This is a genomic window from Janthinobacterium rivuli (assembly GCF_029690045.1).
GTDB lineage: Bacteria > Pseudomonadota > Gammaproteobacteria > Burkholderiales > Burkholderiaceae_D > Janthinobacterium > Janthinobacterium rivuli.
Genome location: NZ_CP121464.1, coordinates 5,990,255 through 6,011,076, shown reverse-complemented (window position 1 = coordinate 6,011,076; position 20,822 = coordinate 5,990,255). Strand labels below are relative to the sequence as shown.

Here is a 20,822-nt window from a genome sequence, read left to right as displayed (position 1 = left end):
AAATAATGAATAGTAAATCGACTTCCCCATTGCTGCCTGCCGCTAATCCATCGGCGTGGCTGGGCGTGATGGGTGGCGGCCAGCTCGGCCGCATGTTTGCCCAGGCCGCCCAGAGCATGGGTTATCAGGTTGCAGTTCTTGAACCTGTGCTGGAACCGGCCGCCACTTGCCCTGCGGGGCAGGTGGCGCAGCGCCTCATCAATGCCGGCTATAGCGATGTCGCCGGCCTCGACGCCCTGGCGGCGCAATGCCTGGCCGTCACCACGGAATTCGAGAACGTGCCGGCCGACAGCCTGTCGCGCCTGGCCGAACGCGTGTTCGTGGCCCCGAACGCCCATGGCGTGTCGGTGGCGCAGGACCGCATCGCGGAAAAGCGTTTCTTTGTCGACTGTGCGGAGAAATCGGGCGTGCTGCCGGCGCCGCACATGGTCATCGCCACGCAGCTTGACATCGACGCCATCAGCGACGACTTGCTGCCGGGTATCTTGAAAACCGTGCGCATGGGCTATGACGGCAAGGGCCAGTTCCGCGTGCGCACGCGCGACGATGTGCGCGCCGCGTTCGCGGAAATGGGCGAAGTAACTTGCCTGTTGGAAAAGATGCTGCCGCTGGCGTATGAAGTGTCCGTGCTGACGGCGCGCGGCGTGGATGGCGAATCGGTCGTCTATCCGATCGCCGAAAACGTGCACCGCGACGGCGTGCTGTTTACCACCACCGTGCCGGGTCCGAACGTGTCGGATGACTGCGCCGCCAAGGCGCAGCGGGCGGCGCAAGCCATGGTGGCCGAACTCGGCTATGTCGGCGTGCTGTGCATCGAATTTTTCGTGCTGGAAGATGGCAGCCTGGTGGTCAATGAAATGGCGCCGCGTCCGCACAACAGCGGCCACTACACGATGGATGCCTGCGTCACCAGCCAGTTCGCGCAGCAGGTGCGGGCCATGGCGCGTCTGCCGCTGGGCGACGTGCGCCAGCATTCGCCGGCCGTGATGCTCAACATCCTCGGCGACGCCTGGTTTGCCGGCGACAGCGATGCTGCCTGCGAACCGGCGTGGGACCAGGTGCTGGCGCTGCCGGGCGCTTGCCTGCATCTGTATGGCAAGGATGATCCGCGCCGTGGCCGCAAGATGGGCCACCTGACCTTCATCGCCGCCACCTTGCCGGAAGCGCAGCAGCGCCTGCGCGACGCTTGCCTGATTTTGGGAATCGCGCCGTGAGCGTGTCCGCGCAAGACTTGGCAGCTGCTGCCGCCGTGCTGGAGGCGGGCGGCCTCGTCGCTTTTCCGACGGAAACCGTGTACGGCCTGGGCGCCGATGCGGAAAACCCGGCCGCCGTGGCACGCATCTATGAAGCCAAGGGCCGGCCTTCCGACCACCCCGTGATCGTGCACGTGGCGCCCGGCGCCGATCTGGCGCACTGGTCCGACGACATTCCAGTCGAGGCGCAGCAACTGGTGGACGCTTTCTGGCCCGGTCCGCTGACTCTGATCGTCAAGCGCGCCGCGCATATTCCCGACGCCGTCTCCGGCGGCCAGGACACGGTGGGCTTGCGCTGCCCGTCGCATCCGGTGGCTATCGCCTTGCTACGCACTTTCAAGGGTGGCAAGGGCGGCCTGGCGGCGCCGTCGGCAAACAAATTCGGCAACGTCAGCCCGACCACGGCGCAGCACGTGCGCGATGAATTCGCGGCGGAACTCGCCAGTGGCTTGCTGGGCCAGGTCCTCGATGGCGGGCAGAGCGACGTGGGCATCGAGTCGACCATCGTCGACCTGTCGCGCCTGGCCACACACGGTCCCGTGCTGTTGCGTCCCGGCCATATCAGCAGCGAACAGATCGCCGCCGTCATCGGCCGCGCACCGGCAGTGGCGGACGCTGCCGCGCCGCGCGCCTCGGGCACCCTGGAATCGCATTACGCGCCGCACACGCCTGTTGCGATGCAGCACAGCGACGACGTGAGCGCCACCCTGAACCGCCTGCTCAATGACGGGCGCCGCGTGGCCCTGATCCATTACTCGGATCTGCCGCCGGCCAGCGCCAGCGTGCGCCTGGCCGCGACACCGGAAAATTACGCACATGCGCTGTATGCCTCGCTGCGCACGATGGACCAGGTCGGCGCCGAGCTGATACTCGTCGAAGCCCCACCGACCGGCCCCGCGTGGCTGGGCGTCAACGACCGTCTGCGGCGTGCCGCATTCGGCTCAAGTGGTATCTTGCAGCAATTCCTGTCCGTCTGAAAAAAGCCCCGCAAGGGGCTTTTTCTTGATGCAGCGCAATAGCGATGCTTGCCACGAAACATAGTAAATCCGCCATAATCCATCTGATCGCCCGGCCATGACAGGGTGCCGTCAGTGTTGTTATTTCGTTGATTTTTAAAACATATTTTCTATACAAGCCTGAGGAACGATGGCATATTAGTTGGGTAGCGAATAGCACGCCCGTTCGTTTAGAAACCAGAAAAAAGACCGAGGAGACAAAATGCATCAAACCAAATTCGCGCTGGCCGTGCTGGCAGCGGCTGTCCTGGCAGGTTGCGGCGGCGCCAGTGGCGGTGATCAAGCCTTGAAAGTCAAATACACGGCGCAGGTGTCGTTCGGCGACAGCTTGTCCGATGTCGGTTCGTATGCCGTCGCCGGGGTGGCGGCGAGCGGTGGCGGAAAATTCACCATCAATGGCGACAATACCAAGATCAATCCTGAACTGACGGGCAAGAACTGGACCGAGCACCTGGCCGCGCAATTCGGCTTGCCGGCGCCATGCGCCGCCGAAACGGGCCTGGAAGGCAGCGTACCGAGCCTGCAGGCTCCGCGCGTCAAGCATGCCGGCTGCTTCGGCTACGCCATGGGCGGTTCGCGCGTCACCAACCCCGTTGGTCCGAACAACAAATTGGCGGGCGGTGTGCTGGGCGCCCTGACCGTGCCCGTGGTGACGCAGATCGCGAACCATCTGGCTGTTTCCGGCGGCAAGTTCAGCGGCACGGAAGTCGTTTTCGTGATGGCCGGCGGTAATGACGTGCTGTTCCTGCTGGGTCAATTGCAAGCGGGCGCGACGGAAGCCGGCAAGAAGGCGGGCGCTGCCGCGGGTGCGCAAGCCTTCGCGACCAACCTGGCGGTGGCCCTGGCGGCCGGCGCCACCAATCCCAACACGGCAGTGGTTGCCATTGGCGCCGCCATCAAGACAGCCAGTGCGGCACCTGGCGCGACATCGACATCGATTGTGCAGGCCGCCGTCTTCGCTGCAGCCAACCAGCCGGGCAATGCCGCCGTCGGTTCGCCCACCGTGTATGGCCCGCTGGTCGCCAAGGCGCAAGCCGATGCGACTGTGACGGGCAATGCGGCTGGCGCCAAGGCCGGTGCCGAATACGCTGCGGCCCAGGGGCCGTTGCTGGTTGCCGAGATGAAAAAAGCTGGTATCGAACTGGTGGCGCAGGTCAAGGACCAGATCATTGCCAAGGGCGCCAACAATGTGGTGGTCAACAACCTGCCGGACGTGGCCGGTACACCATCGGGCCTGAGCAAGGATGCCAATACCAAGGCGCTCATCAATGCCATGGTCAGCGCCTTCAACATCGAACTGAGCGCCGGCTTGAACGGCAATGCGAAAGTCTTGCTGGTCGACGTGTATGCCGTCAGCCATGACCAGGGCGTCAATCCTGCCCCGTATGGCTTGACCAACGTCAGCGAGACGGCGTGCGACCTGTCGCCAGCGAAAAATTCCCTGGGCAGCTCGCTGGTCTGCAATGGCACGAACCTGAAAGCGGGCGACGTCAGCCACTACTCGTATGCCGACGATGTGCATCCTACGCCGTTCAACAACCTGTTGCTGGCCCGTTACGTGGCCAAGGACATGGTCGTGCGGGGCTGGCTGTAAGGGATGGCCGCGCCAGCTACGTCTACGGGACGTGGCTGGCGCTGGCAGCGACAAGTTTGGATAGCCCGGCTATCCGCACATAATGATCAGGAGACAAGATGAAGAATCGTTTGAATACCGCTGTACGCGTGCTGGCCGCGGCTGCCGCGATGGCCATGGCGACGGGCGCTTCGGCGCAAAGCGCAGGCACCTGGATGGTCAAAGCCGGCCTCAACAAGATCACACCGCACGTGGACAGTGGCGACATTTCCGCGCCGGCACTGCCGGGCACGAAAGCCGACGTCAAGTCGGATACCAAGCCCATCCTGACCTTTGCCTACATGATCACGGACAATGTTTCCGCTGAAATGATCCTGGGCGTGCCGTACAAGCATGACCTGATCGGCGACGGTTCCATCAAGGGCACGGGCAAGCTGGGGACGGCGGAAGCCTTGCCGCCGACGGCCTTCATCCAGTACCGTTTCTTCCAGCCCAATGCGATGATCCGCCCCTACGTGGGCGCGGGCTTGACGTATGCCTATTTCCAAAAGGAAAAAGGTTCGGGCCAGATGACGGCCTTGCTGGATCCGGGTGGAAAACCAGTGACCTACCGCATGGACAACAAGCTGACCGGCAGCCTAGTGGTCGGCAGCACCCTGGCCTTCAACGAGCGTTGGTTTGCCGATGTGGCCGTGGTCAAGACCTACCTGAAAACCAAGGCGAAATTCTCGACGGGGCAGACGCAGGACATCAAGCTCGACCCGGTTGCCGTGAGTATCAGCATCGGGTATAACTTTACCCTGTAAAACAAAAAATCCGCTTCGGCGGATTTTTTTTTGTCCCGTTCACGCTCAGGCTGGCGGGGTATTGAACTTCCCATTGTGGAAGATCAAGGGCGGCTGCGCGGCAAACGCGCATTGTTCCACTTCGCCCACGAAAATGACGTGGTCGCCTTCCGGATAGCGGCTGCGGTTGTGGCATTCGAACCAGGCCGATGCGCCTTTCAGGATGGGCTGGCCCGTGCGCGACAGTTCGTACTCGACATCGTCGAAGGGATTCGGCGTGCGGCGTGAAAAACGCGTCGCCAGTTCCGCCTGGTCGGCGCCCAGCACATTGATGACGTAATGCGAGTTGCCGCTGAAAATGGGCATGCTGTTCGCCACGGAACCGAGGCTCCACAGCACCAGCGGCGGCGACAGCGAGACGGAATTGAAGGAACTGGCCGTCAAGCCACGGAAACTGCCGTCGGCCAGGCGCGTCGTGATGACCGTCACGCCGGTGGCAAACTGTGACAGTGCCTGGCGGAAATGTGTCGTATCGAATTCTTGCGCTGGCGCGCGGGGAGAGCGTGTGTTCATGGGTGACCTGTCTATTTGCTGACATTATGCCAAAAATCGGCCGCGCCAGCGCAATCGTGGCCAGCATGCCCCTATGTGCGGTGCCTAACGCACCGTTTCAAGCGGCGCTGCAGGCCGTTGCGCTTTACGTTACAGTGGTGAAATGATACGTCGCAGAGGCGTTGCGGGAGGGCATCATGCATCAACAGACGGAAGTGGCGGTATTCGGCGGTGGCTGTTTCTGGTGCCTGGCCGCCGTGTACGGGGAAGTGCGCGGCGTGACGCGCGTCGAGGCCGGCTACACGGGCGGCAAGGTGCCTGACCCCAGCTATGAACAGGTGTGCACGGGCGAGACGGGCCACGCGGAAGTGGTGCGCCTGGAATTCGATCCCGCCATCATCAGCTACCACGACTTGCTGGAAATCTTTTTTACCTTGCACGACCCCACGACCTTGAATCGCCAGGGAAATGATGTTGGCACGCAATACCGTTCCGTCATCCATTACCAGTCGTCCACGCAGGAAAGCGTGGCGCGCAAGGTCGTGGCCGAGATGGCCGGTGTGTGGGATGCGCCCATCGTCACGCAACTGGCGCCAGCCGCCGTCTTTTATCCAGCCGAGGAGTGCCACCAGAATTATGTCGAGCAGCATCCCTTGCAGGGCTATTGCGCGCTGGTCGTCGTGCCGAAGGTGGAGAAATTTCGCGCCATGTACGCGGGACGCCTGAAGTGAACGCCCCGCGTGCCTGTCAGTTCTCGAGCACGGGCGCCGGCTTGGCGTCCTGCGCATACATGTAGTTGCGCGACCAGGGCAGCGTGGAAGAGCGCCGGCCCGCCTTCACGCAGACGATCTGGTACAGGCTGATCAAATCTTGCTCGAAGGCATAGGCGCAGCCGGCCAGGTAGACGTGCCAGATGCGGAAGCGCCGTTCGCCCGCCAGCGGACGGATCTGCTCGGCGTGGGCTTCGAAATTCTCCGTCCACAGGGCGCAGGTGCGCGCATAGTGGCGCCGCAGGTTTTCCACATCCAGCACTTCCAGCCCGCCTTGCTGCATGGTTTTCAGGACATTGCCGATGTGCGCCAGCTCGCCGTGCGGAAACACATATTTCTCGATGAATTCGCCGCCGCCGTATGGCGTCTCGCCATTCTCCGGATCGGTCGAGGTGATGCCGTGGTTCATCGCCATGCCGTCCGGCGCCAGCAGTTTATGGATGATGGAAAAGTAGTCGGGCAAGTGTTTCAGGCCCACGTGCTCGAACATGCCCACGCTGGTGATGCGGTCGAACTGGCCCGTGACGTCGCGGTAATCTTGCAGGCGGATGTCGATCAGGTGCGCCAGGCCGGCCGCCGCCACGCGCTCGCGCGCCAGCGCGTACTGGTTTTCCGACAGGGTCACGCCCACGCAGCGGGCGCCATATTGCTGCGCGGCACGGATGACGAGCGCGCCCCAGCCGCAGCCGATGTCGAGCAGGGTCTGGCCCGGCTGCAGCTGGATTTTCTTCAGGATATGGTCGATCTTCTTGACTTGCGCCTGCGCCAGGGTTTCATCGCCCTGTTCAAAATAGGCGCAGGAATACACGAGGGCGGGGTCGAGAAACTGTTCATAGAACGCGTTCGACACATCGTAGTGGTAGCGGATGGCTTCCGCATCCTTGCTCTTGTCGTGCGTAAAGCTGCGCACGATGCGGGCCAGCTTGCCTTCCGGCTTCAAGGTATTGCGCGCCAGGGCATTGCAGATGGAAATCATGTCCATCGCTTTGCCCTTGACCTCGATATTGCCTTCCACATAGGCCGAGCCCAGGTTGGCCAGCGACGGGTTCAGCAGATAGCGGGCCGAGGCGACGGTCGGCAAACGGATGGTGACTCTGGGCGTTTCGCTGGACAGGTCGACGTGCTGGCCGTTCCACAATTCTATGCGTAGCGGCAAGGCGGTCTTGCTGCGGATGCTGGCGATCCAGGACTTGAGTTGGTTTTGTACAAACAAAATGGCCTCCAATGCAGCGGCCGCCGTGGCAGCCGCAAATTGAGAAACAATGTCATTTAGTAACTTCTATCCTCATAGCCTACACCGATATTGACCAGCCTGCTTTGCGCCGCCCGGCCTATCCTGCTTAAGGTTGCAAGCGTTGCATGCTCCATTGCCCGTCAGCACCACGCGTAAACACGATGCGGTCGTGGAAGCGCGAACGGCGTCCCTGCCAGAATTCGATGCGCTCGGGCTGCAAGCGGTAGCCGCCCCAGTGTGCCGGGCGCGGCGGCTGCGCGTCGCCGACGGCGGCGGCCACGGCCTCATAATTGCTTTCCAGCGCGGCCCGGCTGTCGATGGGGGCGCTTTGCTGCGAGGCAATCGCCGACAAGCGGCTTTGCAGGGGGCGCACATTGAAATACTCGTCGCTCTCGGCCGCCGTGGTTTTCACCACCGTGCCCTCGATGCGCACTTGCCGCTCCAGCTCGCGCCAGAAGAACAGCAGGGCGGCGTGTGGATTGTGTTCGAGCTGCTGGCCCTTGTCGCTGTGGTAATTCGTGTACCAGGTAAAGCCCCGTTCATCGAACTGCTTGATCAGCACGATGCGCGAGCTGGGCTTGCCATCAGGGGTGACGGTGGACAAGTCCATGGCGTTCGGTTCCATCACTTGCGCGTTGACGGCCTCGGCAAACCATTTCTGGAACTGGGCGATGGGATCGGCCAGCACGTCCGTCTCGCTCAGGCTCGATTGCACGTAGTCGGTGCGCATGGCGGCCAGCACGGCGGCCGCATCCGGCACTGCGGGCAGTTCCGGCGCATCGGGCGCGATGCCGCGGCGGCGCTGCATGGCCGTACCCAGCCGCTCCATCTGTTGCGCGCTGAACAGGCGCTTGGCCATCGGCGCCAAATGCCCCTCTTCCTTAGTCATGTGGGCCTGGTAGGCGGCGACATAGGCGGCCACACCCTCGTCGGCCAGCTGGGTGCCCGTGCCGGCCGCGATGGCGTCCAGTTCCGGGCGCAGGGTCAGCCAGGCCTGGTCCATGCGCTGGTGGTCGGCAAGGATTTCCGGCACCAGGGTCACCAGCAGGGCGGCATCGTCGCCCGTGGCGGTCGCCTGCAGCATGGGCATCAAATCCTGCTCTTCATCGTCATGGTGCAGATGGGCCGCTTTATTGAAATATTGCAACACCGCCTTGGCCGCCTGCTGCGCGTCCGCCGTGTTGCCGTGCTGCGCCAGATGGCCCAGCAGGTTTTGCAGGGTCGTCAGCTGCTTGCGGATCTTGTCGTGGCAATGCTTGAGCACGGCGATGGGCTGGTCAAAGCCGGGAACGGAGTCGAACAGGGGAGAGGTCATGGCGAGTTCTCGTGGTGGGCGGTGTGGGGGCGTGGCGACGGTTTGGATTGTCGCTGTGTCAATTCGGCTATTTTAGAATATCCGCCAGCGCAGTGTCCGTTAAAATGGCGCCATGCATACCTCCACCAATGAACAAATTTCCATGGACTTGACCGAGATCGATTTTGAGCGGCGTTTCGGCGGCATCGCCCGCCTGTACGGCGCCCCCGCGCTGGAACGCTTCCGCGCCGCGCATGTGTGTGTGATCGGCGTGGGCGGCGTCGGTTCCTGGATCGTCGAAGCGCTGGCGCGCAGCGCCGTCGGCCGCCTGACCCTGATCGACCTCGACAATGTTGCCGAATCGAATATCAACCGCCAGATCCAGGCCATGAGCGATACCATCGGCCAGGCCAAGATCACGGCCCTGGCCGAACGCATCGAACTGATCAACCCGTTTTGCCAGGTCACGCAGATCGAGGATTTTATTACTCCCGATAATCTGGAGCAGTTGCTGGGCGGGCGCGATTTCGACTACCTGGTCGACGCCATCGACAATGCCAAGGCGAAAGCGGCCGTGATCGCGTATTGCCGCGCGCGCAACATTCCCATGCTGACCATCGGCAGCGCGGGCGGCCAGACGGACCCGACCTTGATCGCCGTGCGCGACCTGTCGAAAACGGAACAGGAACCGCTGCTCAAGCGAGTACGCAAACTGTTGCGTACTGAATATGGTTTCCCGCGTGGCGTGAAAAACAAATTCAACGTCGACGCCGTGTTTTCCATGGAACCGTTGAGCACGCCAGAAAGCGCCGAAGCGTGCGCCATCGATGGCGCGCCCGCCGCCGGCGTCACGGGCCTGAACTGTGCCGGCTTCGGTTCCAGCGTGGTGGTGACGGCCAGCTTCGGCATGGTGGCGGCCGCCCATGCGCTGAAAAGCTTGCGCCAGGACAAATCAGCGGCCTTGCCGGACGCCGCCTAGCTTAGTCGCCTAGCTTAGTTTCCGGCTGGCCAGGATGCGGTAGTCGCCGCTGCTTTTCAGCGATTCCACCAGCACCAGCTCGTCCGCCAGCCAGGTGATGGGCGCGAAGTCCCCGATGGCCGGTGGCGGCGCCTGGCGCGCCAGGGTCACGTGCGGCGTAAAGCGGTCGTGCTCGAAGCGGGGCGCCAGTCCCTGTTCCGCCAAGCGCTGCATGCAGGCCGCGCGCAAGTCCAGCAAGGCCGGCGAAGGTTGCGCCAGCGCGGCCCAGGCCAGCGCCAGCTGCGCAAAGTGGCTGGCGTGATCGAACAGCAAGGGCATGGGCCGCGCCGGTGTGTGCGCCAGAATATCGAGCAGGGCCGGCAGCTCGCTGGCCGGGCGCTGACCCAGGAAGGCCAGGGTCAGGTGCAGCTTGTCCGCGCGCACGGGTTTGCCTTCCAGGCGCGCCTGCCAGGCGGCCAGCGCCGCGCGCGTGGCCGCGTCGGGCCACAGCGCGTAAAACAGACGGGGGCAATGGGTATCGGGCGACAAGTTTTTCCTATCGTTGCGGCGGTTTGCTATTATTGGCGTTGCCTGCCCACTTGCACTGGCAGGGATCTCACCGAAACTCACTGAAAGAATACATCATGACGCGTAGCTCCGTTTTGTTTGCCCTGATCTGCTCCGTCGCCGCGTCGCTGGCGCAGGCACAGGCGCCAGCGCCTGTTCCCGCCTCCGCCGTCTCGCTGAGCCCCGGCCCTGTCGCCGATAAACTGATCCTGATCGACAACAAGGTCGGCACGGGCAAGGAAGCGTCCGCCGGCAATGCAGTCACCGTGCACTACACGGGCTGGCTGTATCGTCCGCTGGCGAAAGATTCGCGCGGCAAGAAATTCGACAGCTCCGTGGGCCGTGGCCCGTTTGACTTCCCGCTCGGCAAGGGCATGGTCATCAAGGGCTGGGACCAGGGCGTGGCCGGCATGAAAGTGGGCGGCAAGCGCACCCTGATCATTCCAGGCGAACTGGCTTACGGTCCGCGCGGCGCCGGCAATGGCGACATTCCGCCGAACTCGGCACTGATCTTCGACGTGGAATTGCTGGACGTGAAGTAATTGTTCGGTTTGGCGGCGGCGCATCCCCGCGCCGCCGCCATTTACGCGCTGAAACACGGTAGACTGGGTTCTTCTGTAATTGCTGTGGAGACCACCCCCATGAACATCGCCAACGACGTCACTGAACTGATCGGCAACACGCCCCTGGTGCGCATCAACCGCATCGCCGCCGGCAGTGTGGCCACCATCCTGGCCAAACTCGAATTCTACAATCCCGCGCACAGCGTCAAGGACCGTATCGGCCTGGCCATGATCGTCGCCGCGGAAGCCGCTGGCAAGATTCATCCTGATACCGTCATCGTCGAGCCCACCAGCGGCAACACGGGCATCGCGCTGGCCATGGTGTGCGCCGCGCGCGGCTACCGCTGCACCCTCGTCATGCCCGACACCATGAGCCGCGAGCGGCGCATCCTGCTGCGCGCCTATGGCGCCGAGCTGGTGCTTACGCCAGGCAGCGAAGGCATGCTGGGCGCCATCCGCAAGGCCGAGGAACTGGTGGCGGCCGACCCGCGCTACCTGATGCTGCAGCAATTCAACAATCCCGCGAATCCCGCCATCCACCGCGCCACGACGGCCGAGGAAATCTGGCGCGACACGGATGGGCAAGTCGATATCGTCATCGCCGGCGTGGGCACGGGTGGCACGATCACGGGCATTGGCGAAGTGCTGAAGGAACGCAAACCCGGCGTGCAAGTGATTGCCGTGGAACCGGAAGCGTCGCCGATGCTGTCGAAAGGCACGAAAGGGCCGCACCCGATCCAGGGAATCGGCGCCGGTTTCGTGCCGCAGATCCTCAACACGACCATCTACGACGAAATCATTTGCGTCAAGAACGACGACGCCTTCGCCACGGCGCGCCTGGCCGCCAGCGACGAAGGCTTGTTGGTCGGCATCTCGTCGGGTGCCGCCCTGTGGGCCGCCCTGCAAGTGGCGCGCCGTCCGGAAAACGCGGGCAAGACCATCGTCACCATCATCCCGTCGTTCGGCGAACGCTACCTGAGCACGGCTTTGTACGCAGGCCTCGGTGATTGATTTGTAAACAGTAGGGACAGGTCTATCCCTTCCGCCAGCGCGCGGTTGCCCGCGTCGCCCGGGTGCAGGTGGTCGCCCGAGTCGTAATCGGGCAGCAGGCGCAGCGGGTGCGCAGGGTCGCGCGCCAGCGCATCGAAGTCGAGGACGGCATCAAACAGGCCGCTGGCGCGTATCCACGCATTCAATTGCTGTCGCAATGCATCTTTATCAAGCTGATAATAGTTGCTCAGGGGCGTGCCGGGCAGGGCGCCTGCGAACGGCGTCAGGGTGGCCGCGATCACGCGCACGCCGCGGCTGCGGGCCTGGGCCACCAGCTGGGCGTAGCCGTTTGTTAATTCCTCCAATGTCGGCCGTTTTTCCCGTGGCGCAAACGCCGTACCGGGCCAGCTGATGTCATTGATGCCCAACAAGACGATCACCGTGCGCACGCCAGGCTGCGCCAGCACGTCGCGCTCGAAACGCGCCAGGGCGTTGTCTCCCATGCCGTCGGACAACAGTCGCCCACCGGAAATGCCCGCATTGACCACGGCCACGCCGTGCGGCGCCAGGCGTTCAGCCAGGAAATCGGGCCAGCGCGCATCCATCCCCAGGCTGGCGCTGGCGCCATCGGTGATGGAATCGCCAAGGATGGCCACTGCTTGCCCCGCCGCCGTCGCCTCCACCTGGATGGCCGTCAGTAAAAGGCGCGCCGTGGTGGCTTGCACGCCGGGCCCATCATCGATGCGCGCCGCCTGCGTCTGGTCATGCGGCGCGATCCACGCCGTCTCGCGGCCATCCCAGTGAAACGTGGAGACGGGACTGGCTTGCGGCAAATGGATGCTCACCGTCAGGCGGGCCAGGTCCGGCACGGACAGCTCGACGGGGTCGCTGACGAGCGGCGCACCCGGCGCCACGCTGGCCGCCGGCTGGCCGGAAAACGTGAGCGTGCGCACGCTGCCGGGTTGGATGGCTGAGCCGGACGCGGCCAGGGCCACCGTGGCCGCGCCAATGCGCAGCGGCGCCTTGCCATACGCGTTCGACAACACGATGCGCACGCGCGGGCCGCCCACGCTGAGGCGCGCCACCTGGCGCACGGTTTGCGCTTGCAGCACGGCGGGTACGTTGGATGGGAAGAGGAAATCGGTGCGCCACACGGCTTGCGGGCTGGCCGTCCAGCTGGCCAGCCAGGCTTGAGGAGGTTCGGCCGCATGGGCGGAGGAAACACTCAGTGCCAGGCTCACCAGGGCGGCGGGGAGGAGGGGAAATCGTTGCATGGCGGCTCGCTTCATCAAGAGGAATGTGCGCATGATGAAAGCAAAGCCATTTATGTACTAGACTATCTCATCGAAGAACATTTATGAGTTGAATTCACAATGGCCAGACTGGAAGTGAACCGTTCCGGCGAGCTGGAAGTGTTTGTGCGCGTGGTCGAGCTGGGCGGCTTTTCCGCCGCCGCGCGTGCCTGCGGCATGACGCCGTCGGCCGTCAGCAAGCTCGTTGCGCGGCTGGAAGAGCGCCTGGGCGCACGCCTGTTGAACCGTTCCACGCGCCAGCTGCAGCTGACTGCCGAGGGCTGCGGCCTGTACGAACGGGGCAGGCACGTGCTGGCGGCGCTGGACGAGGCCGAGCGCTGCGCCGGCATGCAGGATGTGCCGCGCGGCAAAATACGGGTCAATGCGAACGTGCCATTCGGCCAGCATTTTTTGCTGCCGCTGGCGCCCCTGTTCCTGGAACGCTATCCCGAGGTGACGCTCGACATCGTGCTCACGGATGAAGTGGTCGATATCCTCGAGCAGCGCACGGACGTGGCCGTGCGGGCGGGGCCATTGAAAAGTTCCAGCCTGCTGGCGCGCAAGCTGGGCCAGACGCGCATGGCCATCGTGGCCGCGCCAGCCTACCTGGCGCGGCGCGGAACGCCGCAGACAGCGGCCGAGCTGGCGTCGCACAACTTGCTTGATGCCAATTACGCGCGCGCCCGCTCGGGCTGGCCGCTGCACCTGCCCGAGGGCGACGTCGTCGTGCCTGTCGTCGGCAATGCGCAGGCCAGCGATGGCGAAGCCTTGCGGCAATTGGCGCTGGTGGGACTGGGATTGGCGCGCCTGGCCGCCTTCCAGGTGCGCGCCGATATCGCGGCCGGCCGTTTGCAGGCCGTGCTGGAAGCATTCAATCCCGGCGACAGCGAGGAAGTGCATGCCGTGTTCGTGGGCCAAGGCGGACATGTGCCGCTGCGCGTGCGCGTCTTTCTTGATTTCCTGGCGCAGAACGTCAAGCTGAACTGATGCATTAGGCTACAGGCGGACACGGCCGCGCAGTACAATATCGGACGGGCCGCAATGGTTCGGTCCGTATTGTGCCTTTGAATGGAAATATGTTCCTGGTAAAACCTGAACGCCGCCGCCTGCTGCAGGTGGGCGCAACCGTGGCTGTCATCGCGCTGGGCCTGGCCTCGCGCGCCTATCCCCAATTCGTCCCCGCCGCGCTCGGCAAGTATCCGGGCGACGCCCTGTGGGCCATGATGATCGTCTTTGCGCTGGGCATCATCGCCACGCGCATGCGCACCTGGCAACTGGCATCGTGGTCCCTGCTGATCTGCTTAGCCGTGGAATTTGGCCAGCTGGTCCAGGCGCCGTGGCTCGTCGCGCTGCGCGCGCATCCGCTGGGGCACCTGGTGCTGGGCTCTGCCTTCGGCTGGGTCGATCTGATCGCCTACACGGCCGGTGTGGCGATCGCGGCGCTGGTGGATAAAGCGGCGCTGTTCAAGCGCCGCTAGCCCGATTACTTCACGTTGCCTTCAGCATCGCGCAGTTCCACCGGCGCCAGTTTCAGCTTGCTCAATTGCGGGGCGATCTTCGCCTTGTCGCCCACGCCGATGACGATCAGCTTTTCCGGCTGCAGGTATTTTTTCGCCACCTGCTGCACCTGCTTGTCCGTCACGCTGGCAAAGCGCTGCGGCAAGGTCGTGTAATAGTCGAGGCCCAGGCCGTAGATGTACGCGTTCGCCATGCTGGCGCTGATGCTGGCGTTCGTGTCGAACTGGCCCGGCAAGGACAGCACTTGCGAGTTGCGCGCATTCGCCAGTTCCTTGTTGCTCAAGGGCTTGGCGATCATGGCGCGCAGTTCCTTGACGGTTTCCGACACTGCCGGGCCCGTCACATCGGTGCGCACGCTGGCGGCAATCGAGAACGGTCCAGGCTGGTTGCGGTACTGGAATTGCGAGCGCACGCCATACGTATACCCCTTTTCTTCACGCAAGTTGGTGTTCAGGCGGCTGGTAAACAAGCCGCCCAGCGCCGCATTCATCACTTGCAGCGGCGCGTAGTCGGGCGTGGCGCGCGGCACGGCGATAGCGGACAGGCGCACGGCCGTTTGCGGCGCGCCCGGCTTGTCGACCAGGATCAACTTTGCCTTCGTCGTCTGCGGCGCGGCGGCCACGGCTGGCGCCACCGTGCCTGGCTTCCAGCTGCCGAACTTCGCTTCAGCCAGCGCCTTCAATTCCGCTTCGCCGATATCGCCCGAGACGATCAGGGCCGCATTGTTGGGCAGATAATGCTGCTGCCAGAAACCTTGCAGGTCGGCGCGGCTGGCCGCTTTCAGCGCCGCTTCCGTGCCCAGCTGGATGTAGCCATACGGATGCTGCAGGCCATACAGGGCCGCCGCTTCCACGCGGGCCGCGACAAAGCCCGCGTTTTCACGCTGCTGCGCCAACTGTCCGATGCGGCTGGCGCGCTGGCGCTCCACTTCTTCTTGCGGGAATTGCGGGTGCAGCACCACGTCGGCCAGCACGTCGAGCGCTTGCGGGAAGGTGGCTTTGAGCGACGTCAGCTGGGCGAACGAGGCATCCGTGCCGGAGCCGGTACTCAGCAGGGCGCCCAGTTGCGCCACATCGTCGGCGATTTGCGGCGCGCTGCGCGTGGCCGTGCCTTCCTGCAGCAATTGCGCCGTAAAGCTCGACAAGCCCGGCTGCGCCAGCGGATTGGCCCCCGAGCCGCTCTTGATGACCAGCTGGCTGGACACGAGCGGCACGGCGCCGTTGTAGTGGTGGATCACGGTCAGGCCGTTCGCCAGGGTGAACGATTTTCCTTGCGGTAAAACAATCTTCGGTGCGGGACCGGCCTTCGGCACGGCATTGCGCCATGGCTCGTCCGCATTGATGGCCGTGCCTGGCGCAGGCTTGACCTTGCCAGGCGCCGGCGTCGGCACTTCCGCGCCCAGGTCCGGCGTGCCGGGCACGCCATAGACCACCACGCGCGACTGGTTCTTCAGGTACTGGTCGACGGCGCGCTGCACGCCGGCCGCCGTCACCTGGCGGTAGCGTTCGATATCCTTGACCAGGTAGCCGGGGTCACCCAGGTATTGGTTGTATTCGTTGAGCAAGTTGGCCACGCCGCGCCCGCCCATTTTTTCCACCTGGCTCAGCATGTTGGTCTCGATGCTGTTGCGTGCACGCTCCAGTTCCTTCTCGGTCGGACCCTTGGCGCGCAATTGCTCCAGCTCCGCCTGCAGGGCTTGCTCGATTTCCTCGGGCTTGCGGCCCGGGCGCGCCGTCGCGTCGATGGTGAAGATGGAGGTGAGGGCGTTCGAGCCCTGGCTGGCGCCCACGTCCTGGGCGATCTGCTTGTCGTACACCAGGGACTTATATAAACGGCTGGACTTGCCGCCGGCCAGGATGTGCGCGGCCATCGACAGTTCCGCGTCATCCTTGGTGTAGGCGGACGGCGTCAGCCAGGCCATGAAGACGCGCGGCAATTCGACCCGGTCCTGCACCACGATGCGGCGTTCTTGCGTGATGGGCGGCGTCACGACATCGGGCTTCGGCACGGCCGGGCCGCTCTTGAAGCTGCCAAAATACTTGTTGACCAGTTCCTTGGTCTTCGCCTTGTCGATATCGCCCGCGATCACGAGGCTGGCGTTGTTTGGACCATAGTATTTGCTGAAGAATTCCTTGATGTCGGCCAGTTTGGCGTTCTGGATGTCCGCGTGCGAACCGATGACGCTGGCGTAATACGGGTGGGTCTTGGGAAACAGCTGGTGGTACAGGGCTTCCTGCACGATGCCGTAGGGTGCATTTTCCACGCTCTGGCGGCGTTCGTTGCGCACCACGTCCTGCTGGTTCGTCAGCGCCGTCTGGTCGAGCACGTCAAGCAGGTAGCCCATGCGGTCGGAATGCGTCCACAGGGCCAGTTCCAGCTGGTTCGACGGTACCGTGTCGAAATAATTGGTGCGGTCGAAATCCGTGCTGCCGTTCGAATCCGTGGCGCCCGCGCCTTCGAGCAACTGGTCGGCCATGCCGCGCGGCACGTGCTTGGTGGCGGCAAACATCATGTGCTCGAACAAATGGGCAAAGCCCGTCAGGCCCGGCGCTTCATTTGCGGGACCCACGTGGTACCAGATGTTGACGGCCGTGACGGGCAGTTTATGGTCTTCCACGAGAATGACGTCGAGGCCGTTCGGCAAGGTGTATTTTTCGTAGGCGATATGCGGCACGGCCGCCGCGCCCGTCGTGACGGCCGCATCGGCGGCGTGGGCGAGGGTGAGCGGGGCGCCGTACAGCGACAGCAACAGGGCGGGGAGGGCCAGCAGTTTGATCGGTTTCATGCATGCTTCCAGGGATAGGTGGAGAAGACGCTGCGGCTCGCTCGTGGCTGGCGCAGCGGTACGTTACTACGGCCGGTGCTACGGTCGGTGCTACAGTGTATACAGCAGGGCCGCGCCGCCCAGCACCAGCAGCGCGCTGGCGACGGAGACGATGGCCGCCGCGCCCAGCAAGCGCCATTCGCGCGGAGAAAACCAAGCGGTGGACAGGGGCGCTTGCGGCGCAGGCTGGGGCGCGGCCGCCGGCAAGCCGCCCGCCGCCCGCGCCTGGGCCGCCAGCGCCTGCGTGGCGGCGTCGAGCAGGGCCAGCTGGCGCTCGACGGTTTCCGCCAGCACGGCTTCGTTCAGCGCCACGAGGGCGAATATCGGGTCATCGACATCGACCTTGATGCCCGTCTTGTCGAACACGTGGCTGCGCAGTTTGTGCCGGTCCATCTACCACTGCACCTTGTCGAGCTGTTCGAAGATGTCGCGGTAGACGACCTTGATGCGCTGCTTTTCCATGATGTTGAACTTGTCGTTCTGCAGCACTTCCTGCATCGTCAGGCGCGCCGTGTTCATTTTCTTGACGTCGGCGCCGAAGGTGTCGGGATTGCGCTGGCTCAAGGTGATGCTGCCTTTCACGCGCGCGCGGTTGTCGCTGTACGACTGCGATTCGACGAATTGCTTGCCGGACGCCGATTGCAGCAGGCCGAAGTGTTCGTTTTGCCACAGCACCAGCGGCACCTTCGTTGACTGGGCCGTGGCGACAAAGCCCGTGGCCGTGTCGTGCAGGGTGTCGCCGCCGCCGACGATGGTGTGGATGTACACCTTGCGGCCCGATTCTTCCAGCAGCGAGAAACAGTCGTTTTCCAGCAGGTAGCCCATCAGCGGCGAAAAGGTGTTGGCGCCATTGTCGATCACGCAGTTGCCGTCCGTGTCGAGAATGTCGATCATCAGCGCGTCGAAGCGTTTCGGGTCGATGTTGCGCGCATCCGTCATCACGGGCACGTGCTTGACCTGCATCGCCTTGTAGCGCGAAAAAGTCGCGTTTTCCTGGTCGGTGTCATAGCAGCGCAAAGGCGTGTCGTCCTTGCCGCCTATCCACTGGGCCAGCAGGGTCGAGACGAGGGTCTTGCCGATGCCGCCCTTGCCCTGCAGGATGAAATGTACCGTGTTTTGCATTGCGACTACTCCAAGTTGTTGCGTCAGTGACAATCAAAGATCCGTGACAGCGGCGACTGGCATTTTTACCACAATCCTTTGCAAATATGCCATGCGGAACAGCGAATCTGGTTATGATGTTAATCAGGATACCATTGATACAGAGCAAGTTTTGTGTGAAAAATGCACCCCAGAGTGTGAACGAGGACGCAGTGCCGATCTCCAGTCTCGATAAAGCCGACATTGACCGTCTGAATCAGCAAGCCCTGGCTTGCCTGGTCGGCAACCGCCGCCAGGCGCGCCGGCTGGCGCAGATGGCGCTGGCGGCGGCGCAACGGCAACAGTATGCGCGCGGCGGCGCGTATGCGGAACTCAATCATTGCTGGCTGGCGTACTACGCGGGCGAGGCCGAACCGTCGTGCGAGGCCCTGGGCGCGTATTTCCAGCACAGCGGCGACCTGGAAGGGGGCATGGAAGTGGCCGCCCTGCAGGGCGCATATGCGAGCCGGCGCGGCGATTTTGCCGATGCCGAGCAGCATTTCCTGCAGGCGCGCAGCCAGGCCGCGCAGATACCCGATTCCTTGCACAAATTCATGCTGTACGCGCGCCTGGGCGTCGATGCCCTGAACCGTGGCGATACGCAGGACGGCCCGCGCAACTTTTTGCTGGCGCTCGACATTGCCGAGCGTTTCGGCAGCCCCGCGCACCGGGTCAACAGCCTGTCGAACCTGGCCTCGTCGCAGCATGACCTGGGCAACGATGAGGACGCGATTCCCCTGCTGGTCGAGGCGCTCGAGATCATCGGCACGCAAAAACTCAAATACCAGCAAACCATCGTCTCGGCCAACCTGGCCATGTGTTTATTAGCCACCGGCAAGCCGGCCGAGGCGCTGGCGCTGGTGGAGCCGTTTTACGAGTGGCCGGAAGAAGACCTGGCCGTGCGCGCCTTCCTGTTCTGCATCGCCGCCCACGCTGCCATCCTGCTGCGCCAGCCCGAGAGCGCCCTGCAATTGCTGTTGCGCGCAGAAGAATATGCGCGCCGGGGCCAGGACCTGGAAGAGCAGATGCATGCGTGGCTGGTGCGCGGCAAGCTGGACTTGCATGCGGGCCAGACGGCGCAGGCGCTGGCCTCGCTGACGCAGGCGCACAGCCTGCTGAGCTGGACGCGCAATCCGTTTCACCAGCAGCAGATTTTGCGCGGCTTGTCCGATATCAATGCCCAGCTGGGAGAATGGCAGGCCGCGTATGGCTATTTGCAGCAATACCAGGCCGCCTACGAGGCCAGCAGCAAGTCGGCGCGCGCCTCGCGCAGCCTGATGCGCAACCTGGAAAAGGAAATGCACAGCCTGAAGGCCGAGCGCGACAAGGCGCTGGAACTGCAGGCGGCGCGCGAGACGGAAAACGCCAAGCTCGAGCACCTGAACCGCGAGCTGGCGCACCAGATACTGCACGTCAATTCCCTGCAGGACAGCCTGAAGGAACAGGCCATGCGCGACCACCTGACGGGCCTGTACAACCGCCGCCATTTTGAAACGTGTCTCAATGCCATCCTGCACGAGGCCGATGCGGATGCGCCCGTGGCCATCGCCATCATCGACCTGGATTTTTTCAAGCGCGTCAACGATACCTACGGACACAACTTTGGCGATGAAGTGCTGATCCAGTTCGCGCGCCTGGTGGAAGGCCAGTTGCGCGGCAGCGACATGCTGTGCCGCTATGGCGGCGAGGAATTCTGCCTGCTGTTGCGCGAAGCCGACAGCCTCATCGCGGCGCACAAGATCGACGATATCGCCGCGCGCTACCGCCAGTTGCTGATCCAGCAGGCGCCGCACAGCTTGACGGGCTGCACCTTTTCGGCCGGCATCGCGGAATACCCGCGCCACGGCGCCGGCCGCCACGAATTGCTGATGCGCGCCGACAGCGCCCTGTATGCGGCCAAGCAGGCGGGCCGCGACCGCGCCTGCATCGCCGATGCTACTGGATAAAGCGCAGCAGTTCGCGCAAGGCGTGCGCCACGGCCTGCTCGCGCACGGCTTGCCGGTCGCCCGCAAACACCAGCCGCTGCGTCTGCACGCGCCCGTCCATGGCCCAGCCGAAACAGACGGTGCCGACGGGCTTGCCCGGTACGCCGCCCGTGGGGCCGGCGATGCCCGTGGTCGAGACGGCCACCTGGGCTTCGCTGTGGGCCAGGGTGCCTTGCGCCATGGCAGCGGCCACTTCCTCGCTGACGGCGCCGTGTGCGGCGATCAGCGCGGCGGGCACGCCCAGCATGCCGCTCTTGGCCCCGTTGGAATAGGTGACGAAGCCCCGTTCGAACCAGGCGCTCGAGCCTGAAATATCCGTGACGGCTTGCGCCACGCCGCCGCCCGTGCACGATTCCGCCGTGGCCAGCAGCCAGCCCTTCGCCTGCAAGGCCAGGCCGACGGCGGTGGAGAGAGAGGCGAGTTCGTTGCTCATGGATGACTCCTGCATGCGGTGAAAATGGTGGCAAGACTGTAGCATGGTCAACGGTAAAAGAAACTTTCCCCGGTC

At 63.8% G+C, this 20,822-nt stretch carries 20 protein-coding genes; 11 read left to right on the top strand and 9 right to left on the bottom strand.

Annotated elements, in window-relative coordinates:
- Window positions 1-5 precede the first annotated feature (5 nt).
- From P9875_RS27255 to P9875_RS27240, 4 genes are all read left to right on the top strand, one after another.
- Complete coding sequence (locus P9875_RS27255; protein WP_278317146.1) at window positions 6-1,214, top strand: 5-(carboxyamino)imidazole ribonucleotide synthase; 1,209 nt, start codon at window positions 6-8, stop codon at window positions 1,212-1,214.
- Window positions 1,211-2,230: an L-threonylcarbamoyladenylate synthase gene (locus tag P9875_RS27250; RefSeq protein WP_278317145.1), complete on the top strand. Its 1,020-nt coding sequence runs from the start codon at window positions 1,211-1,213 to the stop codon at window positions 2,228-2,230. The genes P9875_RS27255 and P9875_RS27250 overlap by 4 nt, the downstream gene beginning before the upstream one ends.
- Before the next feature lie 241 nt (window positions 2,231-2,471).
- Entirely contained in the window at window positions 2,472-3,863 is a 1,392-nt protein-coding gene (locus P9875_RS27245; RefSeq protein WP_278317144.1) for an SGNH/GDSL hydrolase family protein, read from the top strand.
- A 98-nt stretch (window positions 3,864-3,961) separates the two neighbouring features.
- Window positions 3,962-4,648: an OmpW/AlkL family protein gene (locus P9875_RS27240; protein ID WP_199534208.1), complete on the top strand. Its 687-nt coding sequence runs from the start codon at window positions 3,962-3,964 to the stop codon at window positions 4,646-4,648.
- Between the two features lie 45 nt (window positions 4,649-4,693).
- On the opposite strand, the gene P9875_RS27235 is transcribed toward P9875_RS27240, so the two are convergent.
- Entirely contained in the window at window positions 4,694-5,200 is a 507-nt protein-coding gene (locus P9875_RS27235) for a flavin reductase family protein (protein WP_077408668.1), read from the bottom strand.
- Between the two features lie 176 nt (window positions 5,201-5,376).
- Between P9875_RS27235 and msrA the strand changes: the two genes are divergently transcribed.
- On the top strand, window positions 5,377-5,910 hold the full coding sequence (gene msrA, locus P9875_RS27230; protein ID WP_278317143.1) for a peptide-methionine (S)-S-oxide reductase MsrA: 534 nt from the start codon (window positions 5,377-5,379) through the stop codon (window positions 5,908-5,910).
- Between the two features lie 16 nt (window positions 5,911-5,926).
- Here msrA and P9875_RS27225 read toward each other — a convergent pair whose 3' ends face one another.
- Window positions 5,927-7,162 carry an SAM-dependent methyltransferase gene (locus tag P9875_RS27225; RefSeq protein WP_278317142.1) on the bottom strand — a complete coding sequence of 412 codons (1,236 nt, stop codon included), beginning with the start codon at window positions 7,160-7,162 and terminating at the stop codon, window positions 5,927-5,929.
- Window positions 7,163-7,289: 127 nt separating this feature from the next.
- Window positions 7,290-8,498, bottom strand: coding sequence for a pyridoxamine 5'-phosphate oxidase (gene pdxH, locus P9875_RS27220; RefSeq protein WP_278317141.1), 1,209 nt, complete (start codon window positions 8,496-8,498; stop codon window positions 7,290-7,292).
- A 112-nt stretch (window positions 8,499-8,610) separates the two neighbouring features.
- On the opposite strand from pdxH, the gene tcdA reads away from it, so the two are divergent.
- Window positions 8,611-9,456, top strand: a complete 846-nt coding sequence (gene tcdA / locus P9875_RS27215) for a tRNA cyclic N6-threonylcarbamoyladenosine(37) synthase TcdA (protein WP_278317140.1) — start codon at window positions 8,611-8,613, stop codon at window positions 9,454-9,456.
- 9 nt (window positions 9,457-9,465) lie between these two features.
- Here tcdA and thpR read toward each other — a convergent pair whose 3' ends face one another.
- Window positions 9,466-9,984, bottom strand: a complete 519-nt coding sequence (gene thpR, locus P9875_RS27210) for an RNA 2',3'-cyclic phosphodiesterase (RefSeq protein WP_278317139.1) — start codon at window positions 9,982-9,984, stop codon at window positions 9,466-9,468.
- Between the two features lie 95 nt (window positions 9,985-10,079).
- On the opposite strand from thpR, the gene P9875_RS27205 reads away from it, so the two are divergent.
- Together P9875_RS27205 and cysK are read left to right on the top strand one after the other, a co-directional pair.
- Entirely contained in the window at window positions 10,080-10,544 is a 465-nt protein-coding gene (locus P9875_RS27205) for an FKBP-type peptidyl-prolyl cis-trans isomerase (RefSeq protein WP_035822462.1), read from the top strand.
- A gap of 99 nt (window positions 10,545-10,643) precedes the next feature.
- On the top strand, window positions 10,644-11,576 hold the full coding sequence (cysK, locus tag P9875_RS27200; protein ID WP_035822460.1) for a cysteine synthase A: 933 nt from the start codon (window positions 10,644-10,646) through the stop codon (window positions 11,574-11,576).
- On the opposite strand, the gene P9875_RS27195 is transcribed toward cysK, so the two are convergent.
- On the bottom strand, window positions 11,537-12,829 hold the full coding sequence (locus tag P9875_RS27195; protein WP_278317138.1) for an SGNH/GDSL hydrolase family protein: 1,293 nt from the start codon (window positions 12,827-12,829) through the stop codon (window positions 11,537-11,539). The genes cysK and P9875_RS27195 overlap by 40 nt on opposite strands.
- 99 nt (window positions 12,830-12,928) lie before the next feature.
- Here P9875_RS27195 and P9875_RS27190 point away from each other — a divergent pair, with 99 nt between their 5' ends.
- Entirely contained in the window at window positions 12,929-13,834 is a 906-nt protein-coding gene (locus tag P9875_RS27190) for a LysR family transcriptional regulator (RefSeq protein ID WP_278317137.1), read from the top strand.
- Window positions 13,835-13,923: 89 nt separating this feature from the next.
- Window positions 13,924-14,325, top strand: a complete 402-nt coding sequence (locus P9875_RS27185) for a DUF2809 domain-containing protein (protein ID WP_278317136.1) — start codon at window positions 13,924-13,926, stop codon at window positions 14,323-14,325.
- Between the two features lie 5 nt (window positions 14,326-14,330).
- On the opposite strand, the gene P9875_RS27180 is transcribed toward P9875_RS27185, so the two are convergent.
- From P9875_RS27180 to P9875_RS27170, 3 genes are all read right to left on the bottom strand, one after another.
- Complete coding sequence (locus tag P9875_RS27180; RefSeq protein WP_278317135.1) at window positions 14,331-17,150, bottom strand: M16 family metallopeptidase; 2,820 nt, start codon at window positions 17,148-17,150, stop codon at window positions 14,331-14,333.
- Window positions 17,151-17,240: 90 nt separating this feature from the next.
- The gene (locus P9875_RS27175) at window positions 17,241-17,582 is read right to left on the bottom strand and encodes a hypothetical protein (protein WP_278317134.1); all 342 of its coding nucleotides are present in this window, start codon (window positions 17,580-17,582) and stop codon (window positions 17,241-17,243) included.
- The gene (locus P9875_RS27170; RefSeq protein WP_099401722.1) at window positions 17,583-18,311 is read right to left on the bottom strand and encodes a hypothetical protein; all 729 of its coding nucleotides are present in this window, start codon (window positions 18,309-18,311) and stop codon (window positions 17,583-17,585) included.
- A gap of 191 nt (window positions 18,312-18,502) precedes the next feature.
- Between P9875_RS27170 and P9875_RS27165 the strand changes: the two genes are divergently transcribed.
- Window positions 18,503-20,275: a GGDEF domain-containing protein gene (locus tag P9875_RS27165; RefSeq protein WP_278317133.1), complete on the top strand. Its 1,773-nt coding sequence runs from the start codon at window positions 18,503-18,505 to the stop codon at window positions 20,273-20,275.
- Here the strand turns inward: P9875_RS27165 and P9875_RS27160 are convergent.
- On the bottom strand, window positions 20,265-20,747 hold the full coding sequence (locus tag P9875_RS27160; protein WP_278317132.1) for a CinA family protein: 483 nt from the start codon (window positions 20,745-20,747) through the stop codon (window positions 20,265-20,267). The two genes, P9875_RS27165 and P9875_RS27160, sit on opposite strands and share 11 nt — an antisense overlap.
- Between the last annotated feature and the right edge of the window lie 75 nt (window positions 20,748-20,822).

Bases quoted from the DNA above. Each gene is read 5' to 3' on its own strand.
- P9875_RS27255 (WP_278317146.1), top strand. From the start codon at position 6: ATGAATAGTAAATCGACTTCCCCATTGCTGCCTGCCGCTAATCCATCG.
- P9875_RS27245 (WP_278317144.1), top strand. From the start codon at position 2,472: ATGCATCAAACCAAATTCGCGCTGGCCGTGCTGGCAGCGGCTGTCCTG.
- P9875_RS27240 (WP_199534208.1), top strand. From the start codon at position 3,962: ATGAAGAATCGTTTGAATACCGCTGTACGCGTGCTGGCCGCGGCTGCC.
- P9875_RS27235 (WP_077408668.1), bottom strand. From the start codon at position 5,200: ATGAACACACGCTCTCCCCGCGCGCCAGCGCAAGAATTCGATACGACA.
- msrA (WP_278317143.1), top strand. From the start codon at position 5,377: ATGCATCAACAGACGGAAGTGGCGGTATTCGGCGGTGGCTGTTTCTGG.
- pdxH (WP_278317141.1), bottom strand. From the start codon at position 8,498: ATGACCTCTCCCCTGTTCGACTCCGTTCCCGGCTTTGACCAGCCCATC.
- tcdA (WP_278317140.1), top strand. From the start codon at position 8,611: ATGCATACCTCCACCAATGAACAAATTTCCATGGACTTGACCGAGATC.
- P9875_RS27205 (WP_035822462.1), top strand. From the start codon at position 10,080: ATGACGCGTAGCTCCGTTTTGTTTGCCCTGATCTGCTCCGTCGCCGCG.
- cysK (WP_035822460.1), top strand. From the start codon at position 10,644: ATGAACATCGCCAACGACGTCACTGAACTGATCGGCAACACGCCCCTG.
- P9875_RS27195 (WP_278317138.1), bottom strand. From the start codon at position 12,829: ATGCAACGATTTCCCCTCCTCCCCGCCGCCCTGGTGAGCCTGGCACTG.
- P9875_RS27190 (WP_278317137.1), top strand. From the start codon at position 12,929: ATGGCCAGACTGGAAGTGAACCGTTCCGGCGAGCTGGAAGTGTTTGTG.
- P9875_RS27185 (WP_278317136.1), top strand. From the start codon at position 13,924: ATGTTCCTGGTAAAACCTGAACGCCGCCGCCTGCTGCAGGTGGGCGCA.
- P9875_RS27180 (WP_278317135.1), bottom strand. From the start codon at position 17,150: ATGAAACCGATCAAACTGCTGGCCCTCCCCGCCCTGTTGCTGTCGCTG.
- P9875_RS27175 (WP_278317134.1), bottom strand. From the start codon at position 17,582: ATGGACCGGCACAAACTGCGCAGCCACGTGTTCGACAAGACGGGCATC.
- P9875_RS27170 (WP_099401722.1), bottom strand. From the start codon at position 18,311: ATGCAAAACACGGTACATTTCATCCTGCAGGGCAAGGGCGGCATCGGC.
- P9875_RS27160 (WP_278317132.1), bottom strand. From the start codon at position 20,747: ATGAGCAACGAACTCGCCTCTCTCTCCACCGCCGTCGGCCTGGCCTTG.